General features: G+C 61.1%; 10 protein-coding genes and 1 riboswitch. Of the genes, 7 read left to right on the forward strand and 3 right to left on the reverse strand.

Going from position 1 to position 9,784, the window contains the following annotated elements; translation table 11 throughout:
• The first annotated feature begins 2 nt into the window (after positions 1-2).
• The 4 genes from EM858_RS08790 to EM858_RS08805 are packed head-to-tail and all read left to right on the forward strand — an operon-like array spanning position 3 to position 3,798.
• Positions 3-1,013 (forward strand): zinc-binding alcohol dehydrogenase family protein, encoded by a 1,011-nt coding sequence (locus tag EM858_RS08790; RefSeq protein WP_127756458.1) that lies wholly within the window; start codon positions 3-5, stop codon positions 1,011-1,013.
• Complete coding sequence (locus EM858_RS08795; protein WP_127756459.1) at positions 1,010-2,143, forward strand: mannitol dehydrogenase family protein; 1,134 nt, start codon at positions 1,010-1,012, stop codon at positions 2,141-2,143. Before EM858_RS08790 ends, EM858_RS08795 begins: the two co-directional genes overlap by 4 nt.
• Before the next feature lie 11 nt (positions 2,144-2,154).
• Positions 2,155-2,484, forward strand: coding sequence for an L-rhamnose mutarotase (locus tag EM858_RS08800; protein WP_080856896.1), 330 nt, complete (start codon positions 2,155-2,157; stop codon positions 2,482-2,484).
• Between the two features lie 36 nt (positions 2,485-2,520).
• Positions 2,521-3,798 carry an L-fuconate dehydratase gene (locus EM858_RS08805; protein ID WP_080815458.1) on the forward strand — a complete coding sequence of 426 codons (1,278 nt, stop codon included), beginning with the start codon at positions 2,521-2,523 and terminating at the stop codon, positions 3,796-3,798.
• Here the strand turns inward: EM858_RS08805 and cobD are convergent.
• Positions 3,780-4,826, reverse strand: a complete 1,047-nt coding sequence (gene cobD, locus EM858_RS08810; RefSeq protein WP_127756460.1) for a threonine-phosphate decarboxylase CobD — start codon at positions 4,824-4,826, stop codon at positions 3,780-3,782. The two genes, EM858_RS08805 and cobD, sit on opposite strands and share 19 nt — an antisense overlap.
• Between cobD and cbiB the strand changes: the two genes are divergently transcribed.
• Positions 4,825-5,790, forward strand: coding sequence for an adenosylcobinamide-phosphate synthase CbiB (cbiB, locus tag EM858_RS08815; protein ID WP_127756461.1), 966 nt, complete (start codon positions 4,825-4,827; stop codon positions 5,788-5,790). The genes cobD and cbiB overlap by 2 nt on opposite strands.
• On the opposite strand, the gene EM858_RS08820 is transcribed toward cbiB, so the two are convergent.
• Positions 5,777-7,234, reverse strand: coding sequence for a cobyric acid synthase (locus tag EM858_RS08820; protein WP_127756462.1), 1,458 nt, complete (start codon positions 7,232-7,234; stop codon positions 5,777-5,779). The two genes, cbiB and EM858_RS08820, sit on opposite strands and share 14 nt — an antisense overlap.
• 1 nt (position 7,235) lies before the next feature.
• Positions 7,236-7,853 carry a cob(I)yrinic acid a,c-diamide adenosyltransferase gene (gene cobO / locus EM858_RS08825; RefSeq protein ID WP_127756463.1) on the reverse strand — a complete coding sequence of 206 codons (618 nt, stop codon included), beginning with the start codon at positions 7,851-7,853 and terminating at the stop codon, positions 7,236-7,238.
• A 134-nt stretch (positions 7,854-7,987) separates the two neighbouring features.
• A riboswitch (cobalamin riboswitch) is annotated at positions 7,988-8,203 on the forward strand.
• A gap of 119 nt (positions 8,204-8,322) precedes the next feature.
• Here cobO and EM858_RS08830 point away from each other — a divergent pair.
• Entirely contained in the window at positions 8,323-8,748 is a 426-nt protein-coding gene (locus EM858_RS08830) for a DUF1636 family protein (RefSeq protein WP_164865371.1), read from the forward strand.
• Entirely contained in the window at positions 8,745-9,782 is a 1,038-nt protein-coding gene (cobW, locus tag EM858_RS08835) for a cobalamin biosynthesis protein CobW (RefSeq protein WP_127756465.1), read from the forward strand. The genes EM858_RS08830 and cobW overlap by 4 nt, the downstream gene beginning before the upstream one ends.
• The last annotated feature ends 2 nt before the right edge of the window (positions 9,783-9,784 follow it).

Below are 9,784 nucleotides of genomic sequence, written 5' to 3' on the forward strand. Positions count from 1 at the left end.
GCATGCTGGCGATTTTCTGCGAAACCCCAGGTCAACTCGTCTCCAAGGAACTGCCGAAACCAGTGCGTGGCGAAGGTGAAGTGCTGGTGCGTATTCGCCGCATCGGGGTTTGCGGCACTGACCTGCACATCTTCACCGGCAACCAGCCTTATCTTTCCTATCCGCGTATCATGGGCCATGAGCTTTCCGGCACGGTGGAAGAGGCGCCGCAAGGCAGCCATCTGTCCACAGGTGACGTGGTCACCGTCATTCCCTATATCTCGTGCGGCAAATGCAGCGCATGCCTGAAGGGCAAGAGCAATTGCTGCCGCAATATCGGTGTGCTGGGCGTTCATCGCGATGGCGGCATGGTCGAATATCTGAGCGTGCCGCAGCAATTCGTGCTGAAGGCGGAGGGGTTGAGCCTCGATCAGGCGGCGATGACCGAATTTCTGGCCATCGGTGCGCATGCGGTGCGCCGTGGCGCAGTCGAGAAGGGGCAGAAGGTTCTGATTGTCGGCGCCGGGCCGATTGGTATGGCGGTTGCGGTTTTCGCGGTTCTCGATGGTGGCGAAGTGACCATGATCGACGGACGGACCGACCGGTTGGAGTTCTGTAAGGAGCATCTCGGCGTTGCGCATACGGTGACACTCGGCGAAGGTGACAAAGATCGTCTTTCCGAAATCACCGACGGCGATTTCTTCGATGCGGTCTTCGATGCGACCGGCAATCCGAAAGCCATGGAGCGCGGCTTTTCCTTTGTCGGCCATGGCGGTTCCTATGTGCTGGTCTCCATCGTCGCCAGCGATATCAGCTTCAACGATCCGGAGTTCCACAAGCGGGAGACGACGCTGCTCGGCAGCCGCAATGCCACGCCCCAGGATTTCGAGCGCGTCCTGCAGGCGCTGCGGGAAGGCAAGGTACCGGAAGCGCTGATCACCCATCGCATGACGCTTGCCGATGTGCCCTCCAGATTCGCCGGCCTGACCGATCCGAAGGCTGGAGTGATCAAAGGCATGGTGGAGGTCGCATGACGCCCGATACGCCCATCCTGCAATTCGGCACCAGCCGCTTTCTTCTGGCGCATGTGGATCTCTTTGTTTCGCAGGCGCTAGACAAGGGCGAGGCTCTCGGGCGCATCGCGATTGTCCAGACGACCGGCAATGCGGAGAGCCTGAAGCGTGTTGCGGCGCTGAACAGCGGGGCACCCTACCCCGTGCGTATTCGCGGCATCCGCGATGGGCAGGAAGTGGACGAGGAAATTCAGGGCGGGGCCGTCGCGCGGGCGCTGACAGCTGCGACCGACTGGGCCGAAGTGCGCCGCCTTGCCTGCGAGGTCGAGGTCATTCTGTCCAATACGGGCGATCGCGGTTATGAGCTGGATTCGGCTGATAGTGCCGGGCTTGCTGGCGATTTCACGGTCGTACCGAAAAGCTTTCCGGCGAAACTCTGCATGTTGCTGCTGGAGCGTTTTCAGCGCAATCCGGAAGCGCCTGTGTCCATCTTCCCCTGCGAACTCGTGCCGCGCAATGGCGAAAAGCTGAAACAGGTCATTCGCCGGCTTGCCGATGAATGGCAATTGCCCGCGGGTTTTGCCTTTTATCTGAATGAGAAATGCCGTTTCGCCAATAGTCTGGTGGATCGCATCGTCTCCGAGCCTATCGACCCGGTGGGTGCGGTGGCGGAGCCCTATGCACTCTGGGCGATAGAGAAGCAGGACGGGCTTGTCCTGCCCTGCACCCACCCTGCCGTGGTGCTGACCGAAGATCTCGATCACTATGAAAAGCTGAAGCTTTTCCTGCTCAATCTCGGCCATTCCTATCTGGCGGAACGCTGGTTGCGGGATGCGCGTGCGAAGGACGAGACAGTGCGTCAGGCAATGGCCGACAATGCTCTCGTTGCGGATCTGGAGACGCTTTGGCGCGACGAGGTTCTGCCGGTCTTTGCTGCTGAAGGCATGGGGGATGATGCGCAGGCCTATATTGGCGTGCTGCGGGAGCGTTTGCGCAACCCCTTTCTCGCGCATCGGCTCTCCGATATCGCCGGCAACCACGATGAAAAGAAGCGCCGCCGTTTTGTCCCGGTCATTGCCGCAGCGGAACGGCTGGGATTGAGCCTGCCGCAGTCGAAGCTGCGCACTGCGCTCGCCACCATCAAGCAATAACGGAGTTTTTCATGCAGCGCATGGGCATGGTCATAGGCGTCAAACCGGAGATGATCGCGGAATATAAAAGGCTGCATGCGGCTGTGTGGCCTGAAATTCTGGCGCTTATCAGCGACTGCAATATCCGCAACTACACGATCTTCCTGCGCGAGCCGGAAAATCTGCTCTTCGGCTATTGGGAATATCACGGCAGCGATATCAGCGCTGACATGGCGAAGATGGCCGCAAGCCCCAAGAACCAGGAATGGTGGTCCTTCACCATTCCCTGCCAGCAACCGCTCGAAAGCCGGAAGGAAGGCGAGTGGTGGGCGATGATGGAAGAAACCTTCCACCACGATTGAACGATTTCCTTTGACACTGACCGCGAGTGAACGGCCATGACCAAAATTACTGATCTGCGTGTTTTCGACCTGCGTTTTCCGACGTCCCAGAGCCTCGACGGTTCGGATGCGATGAACCCCGACCCGGATTATTCGGCGGCTTACGTCATTCTCGATACCGATGAGCCGGGTCTCAAAGGCCACGGGCTGACCTTCACCATCGGCCGCGGTAATGACATCTGCTGCATGGCCATTGAAGCGATGCGTCATCTGGTCGTCGGCACCGATCTTGCCACCGTCACCGAGAACCCCGGCAAATATTGGCGGCATCTGACCAGCGACAGCCAGCTGCGCTGGATCGGTCCGGACAAGGGCGCGATGCATCTCGCCACCGGCGCCGTCGTTAATGCCGTGTGGGATCTGCTGGCCAAGAAGGCAGGCAAGCCGGTCTGGCAGCTCGTTGCCGATATGAGCCCGGAAGAAATCGCCGATATCGTCGATTACCGCTATCTGACGGATGTGCTGACCCGGGACGAGGCGCTTGCGATCCTCAAAAAAGCCGAAAGCGGCAAGAAGGAACGTATCGAGACGCTGAAGAACGAAGGTTATGCCTGCTATACTACGTCGGCCGGCTGGCTCGGTTATGACGACGCCAAGCTGCGCCGCCTTTGCCAGGAAGCCATCGATGCCGGATTCAACCATGTGAAGATGAAGGTCGGCCGCGATCTGGAAGACGACATCCGCCGTCTCACCATTGCCCGTGAGGTGATAGGTCCCGACCGTTACCTGATGATCGACGCCAACCAGGTATGGGAAGTGGATCAGGCAATCGACTGGGTGAAGAAGCTCGCCTTCGCCAAGCCCTTCTTCATCGAGGAGCCGACCAGCCCGGACGACGTCGCCGGCCATCGCAAGATCCGCGCGGCCATCGGCCCGGTGAAGGTGGCGACCGGTGAAATGTGCCAGAACCGTATCATGTTCAAGCAGTTCATCGCCGAAGGCGCCATCGACGTGGTGCAGATCGACAGCTGCCGCATGGGGGGGCTGAACGAGGTGCTGGCGGTGCTGCTGATCGCCGCCAAGTATAATCTGCCGGTCTGGCCGCATGCCGGCGGCGTCGGCCTTTGCGAATATGTGCAGCATCTGTCGATGATCGATTATCTTGTCGTATCAGGCACGAAGGAAGGCCGGGTGATCGAGTACGTCGACCACCTGCATGAGCACTTCATCGAGCCCTGCGATATCAGAAATGCCGCTTACATGCCGCCGAAACTGCCGGGCTTCTCCATCGAAATGAAGCCGGAGTCGATTGAGACCTACACCTTCGAGGAATAGTCAAAGGATGACAGCGCCTCCTTGAGGCGCTGCCACTCCGTTTCGCTACCGGGAAGGCCGAAACGCATGTCGTTCGGCCTTTCATCAAAAATGCGGACCAGAATGCCGTGCCGGCCGAGATGGCTGAACAGGTCTGCCGCGCGGGGATCCCGCACCAGAGCAAACAGTGAGGTGCCGCCGGCAATTGCCAGCCCCGCTTTCTCCAGCATGGTGTTCATGCGCCGGGCGTCTTCGGCAAGGTGCCGCCGCATGGACGATTGCCATTCCCCGTCTGCCAGAGCCTGTGTCGCGATATGCAGCGACGGGCCGGAAACGGCCCAGGGGCCGAGCCTTGCCTCCAGTTCAGCAGCAATATCGGGATGTGCAATCGCGAAACCCAGCCGAACGCCCGCCATGCCGTAAAATTTGCCAAAGGAGCGCAGGACCACCAGCGCATCCTGACCGGCGGCATCTGCGAGGCTTTCGGCACCTCCTGTCTCGATGAAGGCTTCGTCCACGATGAGCAGCCCACCCCTGCGGCGCATGGCTTCGGCCACCGACAACAATGCGGCGCGATCCGTGATGCGGCCATCGGGGTTATTGGGATTGATCACCACGGCATAGTCGTGAGCCGACATCGCGTTGATGTTTTCCACCTCGGTCACAGCCAGTCCGGCCATGCGTGCGGTCCGGGCATGTTCCGCGTAGGCGGGTGAAAGAACGGCGCCGCTCTTGGCCCCGCGGGCGATAGCGATCTGAGCCAGCAATGGCATCAGCATCTGGGTGCCGGGGGAAAGCGCCACATGTCGCGCGGAAGGCGCGTCGAAATGCGCTGCGGCCAGATGTTTCAATTCTTCGGCGGCGTCCGGTTCCGGCAGGCGCGCGAATGCGCTGGCAGGGATCGGCGAATGCGGGTAGGAGTGCGGATTGATCCCGGTCGAAAGGTCGATCCATGGTTCCGGCGCTTCAGGAAACATCAGACGCGCCCTGCCGAGATTGCCGCCGTGACGGATCGCAGCCTTCGCCTTTTCTGGTACTGTTTCGCCCATGTTTTTTGCTCTCGCTTTCCTGTCACTCGTGATCGAACGCCTGACCGGCTATCCGGACTGGCTGTTCAAACGCATCGGCCATCCCGTCACCTGGATCGGTTCGCTTATCGCGCTGCTGGACAAAAAATGGAACCGGGAGAGCGCGTCATTTTCACAGCGCAAGGGGGCAGGCGTGGCGGCGCTCGTCGTTTTCGTCGGGCTGACGCTGCTTGTTGCATGGTTAGCGCAATCCGTTCTCCTCTTCCTGCCCTTCGGCCTTTTGCTGGTCGCCGTGCTTGGCGCTTCGCTGCCGGCGCAGAAAAGTCTCGAGCAGCATGTGGGGGCTGTCGCCACTGCGCTGGAACGAGAGGGTGTGGAAGGCGGCCGCAAGGCGGTATCGATGATCGTCGGGCGCGATCCGCAAAAGCTGGACGAGGCGGCGATCTGCCGGGCAGCTATCGAAAGTCTGGCCGAGAATTTTTCCGACGGCATCGTCGCGCCTGCCTTCTGGCTCGGTCTCCTGGGCCTGCCGGGCGGTGCGGTTTACAAGGCGATCAATACGGCCGACAGCATGATCGGCCATCGCTCACCCCGCCATGAGGCCTTCGGCTGGGCCTCCGCCCGGCTGGACGATCTGGTCAATCTACCGGCCTCGCGGCTGAGCGGCGTTCTTTTCGTTGTCGCGGCGTTTTTTGTTAAGGGCGCATCACCCGGCGGGGCCATTGCCGCGATACGTCGTGATGCCCACCATCACCGATCCCCCAATGCCGGCTGGCCGGAGGCGGCGCTGGCCGGCGCTCTCGGCTTTGCGCTTGCAGGGCCGCGCTCCTATGGCGGGCAGATGATCGAGGCGCGTTTCATGGGCGAAGGCGGCAGGGCGGCACTTGTTGCCGGCGATATTCGCACGGCGCTGCGGCTTGCACGGGTTGCCGACCTGTTGTTGATCGGCCTGCTGGGACTTCTGGCGATCCTTATCGCGCTATAGCAAGCAGACGGTCGAGATCGAGGTGCTGTTCCATATGCGCCGCGAGGCGATCGAGAACGGCGTCCACCTGCGCATCGTAGTTCAGTTCCGTGTTCCGTCCGCCAAGCCGCTCAAGCCACGCGCCGCGTTGGCGGTCATCCGAAAACAGGCCGTGAATATAGGTGCCGAAGATGCGGCCGTCAGGCGATATAGCGCCGTCTTCATGCCCATCAATTTTCGAAAACGGTAAGCTGTCGGTTCCGCCCGTGGTTTCACCGACGTGCATTTCATAGCCGGATAAACCAATTCCGTCGAAACTCTTCCCTGTAACGGAAACCAGCCTTTTGTCGCCCGTCAGAACAGTGTCTACATCCAGCAGGCCGAGCCCATCGACTGTTGCCGGCGGTCCTTCGATGCCTTCGGGATCGGCGACTGTTTTCCCAAGCATCTGGTATCCGCCGCAGAGGCCCAGAACATGGCCGCCGCGTCTCACATGCGCCTTGATATCGATGTCGAGCCCTGTATTTTTCAGCACGGCAAGATCGGCGATGGTGGCTTTCGAGCCGCAAAGCAGCACCAGCCGGCAACCGGCGGGAATGGTTTCGCCCGGCCGCACGCGGATCAGTTCGACATCCGGTTCCATGTCCAACGGATCGAGATCATCGAAATTGGAAATATGCGGAAGGATCGGCACTGCAATGCGGATCTTCGCGCCCGGCTTTCGCTCAGCCGGGCCGGAAAGCCCGAGAGCATCTTCAGCCGGTAGCTTCGCGGCGTCGGCAAAATGTGGCAGGAGCCCGATGGAGGCCCAACCGGTTTTTTCTGCAATTATCCGCATGCCGTCTGAAAACAGGGCCGGATCCCCGCGAAAGCGATTGACGATAAAACCTTCGATCATCGCCGCGTCTTCAGCGTCGAGCACGGCTTTGGTGCCGACGAGGCTGGCGATGACGCCGCCCCGGTCGATATCGCCGATCAGGATCACAGGCGCGTCCGCAGCTCTGGCAAAACCCATATTGGCGATATCATTGGCACGCAGGTTGATTTCGGAGGCGCTGCCGGCACCTTCCACCAGCACCAGATCGGCCTTTTGTTTCAGGCGGTTAAAGCTTTCGAGCACGCGCGGCATCAGTCCGGCCTTCATGTGCTGATAATCGGCCGCTTTGGCATTGCCGGCGATCTTGCCCTGCACCACCACCTGTGCGCCGGTCTCGCTCTGCGGCTTCAGGAGCACCGGGTTCATGTGCACGGAAAGCGGCACGCCCGACGCCCGTGCCTGCAGCGCCTGCGCGCGGCCAATCTCGCCGCCATCGGCGGTGACCGCCGCATTGTTCGACATGTTCTGCGGTTTGAACGGCATGACGGACAGGCCGCGCCTGACGAAGGCGCGGGCAAGGCCGGCCACCATCAGCGATTTGCCGACATCCGAGCCGGTTCCCTGAAACATCAGCACGCGTGCAGCCATGTCAGAATTCTATCCCCGCCTGCGCCTTCACGCCCGCCTTGAAGTGATGTTTCACGAGGGTCATTTCCGTCACCATATCGGCCGCGTCGATGAGAGGTTGCTTGGCGTTGCGGCCGGTGACGATGACATGCAGATCGGGCCTGCGGCTGGAAAGCGTCTCGACCACCTCTTCCAGCGGCAGGTAATCGTAACGGAGCGCGATGTTCAGCTCATCGAGGATCAGCAGGCCGATGGTCTCGTCCGCCATCAGGATCTTGGCTTCTTCCCAGGCCTTTGCCGCCGCTGCGACATCGCGTTTCAAATCCTGCGTGTCCCAAGTGAACCCTTCGCCCATGGTGCGCCACACGACCCTGTCGCCGAACAAAGTCAGTGCCTGCTGTTCTCCCGTCGACCATGCGCCCTTGATGAATTGAACGACGCCCACCCGCCGCCCGGTGCCGAGCATGCGCAGGGCAAGGCCGAAAGCGGCCGTGGATTTGCCCTTGCCCGGGCCGGTATTGATCATCAGCAGACCTTTTTCGATGGTCTTTTCCGCAACCTCGGCGTCCTGCACCGTCTTGCGGTTGACCATTTTCTGCCGGTGGCGTTCGGCTTCGCTGTCGCTGATGTCGCGTGTCATCGCGTTTTCCTTTTCATCCAGCGGCGCGGGACCCGGTGCCCCCGCCATTCGGAGCGGCGACTATACCCAATTTGCCGCACCCGGCAATGTGCGTGCCACAGGGCCGCGGCATTGACCCTCACGCCCGTTCAGCCTAAGGGTAACGGACTGACGGTCTTTTCCCGGCAACGGGAAAAGCTAAGAGGGAACACGGTTCCAGCCCGACTACCGGGTCATTCCGTGGCTGCCCCCGCAACTGTAAGCGGTAAGCCCGCACCGTAAAGCCACTGGACACCTCAACGGGTTCGGGAAGGCGGTGTCAGGGTGTAAAGCCGCGAGCCAGGAGACCTGCCGTTTCAGGAAAAACGTCTGCCGGGCGGGGTGCTCCGGTCAGTCGGTTAGATCGAACATCCGGTTTGCGTCTGGCCGCATGCCGTTTTCGACATCCGCACCCCAAAGATTTTTTGCAAGGCGCGGGAAACGATACGGTTTGGATATTTCAGCGACATCTTCATCTGCTGACGGAAACACGCGGGACGAAACGGCGTCCGGCGTGACCGTCTTCGTTTGCAGAAGCTGTCGTGATGAAGCCGACCCCAATGCCGAACCGCGCCCCGGCTCACGCCTCGCCGATGCCGTCATGGCAAAAGCGGAGGAAACGGGTGTCACCGTTCGTTCCGTCAACTGCCTCGCCAATTGCAAGCGCGGGCTTAGCGCCGTGCTGCGCAGCGCCAATGGGTGGTCCTATGTCTTCGGCGGGCTGACGACCGGTGATGCGGAAGATTTGCTGACCGGCGCACGGCTGCTGGCTGCCGCTCCCGACGGCCTGATGCCCTGGCGCGGCCGCCCCGAACCCTTAAAGCGCGGCATGGTGGCGCGCATTCCCCCATTCGATTTTACCGAGGAGAGATCATGAGCACCCTTCTGGACCGCGTTCCCTGCACCATCGTCACCGGCTTTCTGGGGGCTGGCAAAACCACGCTGCTACGCGGCCTTCTCGAAAAGCTGGACGGCAAGCGGCTGGCGATCATCGTCAACGAGTTCGGCGATATCGGCATCGATGGCGAGATTCTCAAGGGCTGCGGTATTGAAAGCTGCCCGGAAGAAAACATCGTCGAACTGGCCAATGGCTGCATCTGCTGCACGGTGGCGGATGATTTCCAGCCTGCCATCGAACAGATTCTGAGCCGCCAGCCGAAGGTGGAGCATATCCTCATCGAAACCTCGGGCCTCGCCCTGCCGAAGCCGCTGGTGCAGGCCTTCCAGTGGCCGGCGATCAAGAGCCGCGTGACGGTGGATGCCGTCGTCGCCGTGGTGGATGGCGCCGCCCTTGCCGAAGGGCAGGTGGCGCACGACATGGAAGCGCTCGCCGCCCAGCGGGCCAATGACGAGGCGCTCGATCACGATGACCCGGTCGAAGAGGTTTTCGAAGACCAGGTCGCCTGCGCCGATCTTATCGTGCTGACCAAGGCCGATCTTCTTGACGATGCCGGCCTGGACAAGGCCAAGGCGCATGTTCTCGAACATCTGCCGAAGGCGGCAAAGATCGTCGTGGCCTCCAATGGCGCCATCGACCCCGCCGTGCTGATCGGTCTTGGCCTTGCGGTGGAAGAGGATATCGAAAATCGCCGTACCCACCATGATGGCGAACTCGACCACGAGCATGACGATTTCGACAGCTTCGTCATCGATCTGCCGGCCGTGACTGATCCGGAAGCGCTGGCAGTCCGTATCGCAGAGACGGCGGCTGCGGAAAATGTCCTGCGTATCAAGGGCTTCATCGAGGTTTCCGCAAAGCCGATGCGCCTGCAGGTGCAGGCTGTCGGCAGCCGCGTCAACCATTATTACGACCGACCCTGGGCCGCGGGTGAGGAACGCCGCAGCCGCCTCGTCGTCATCGGCGAAAAGGGCATCAACCGCGAAAAGATCGAACAGATGCTGGCCGCCTGACG

Source organism: Agrobacterium sp. CNPSo 2736 (assembly GCF_004005385.1).
Lineage (GTDB): Bacteria > Pseudomonadota > Alphaproteobacteria > Rhizobiales > Rhizobiaceae > Agrobacterium > Agrobacterium leguminum.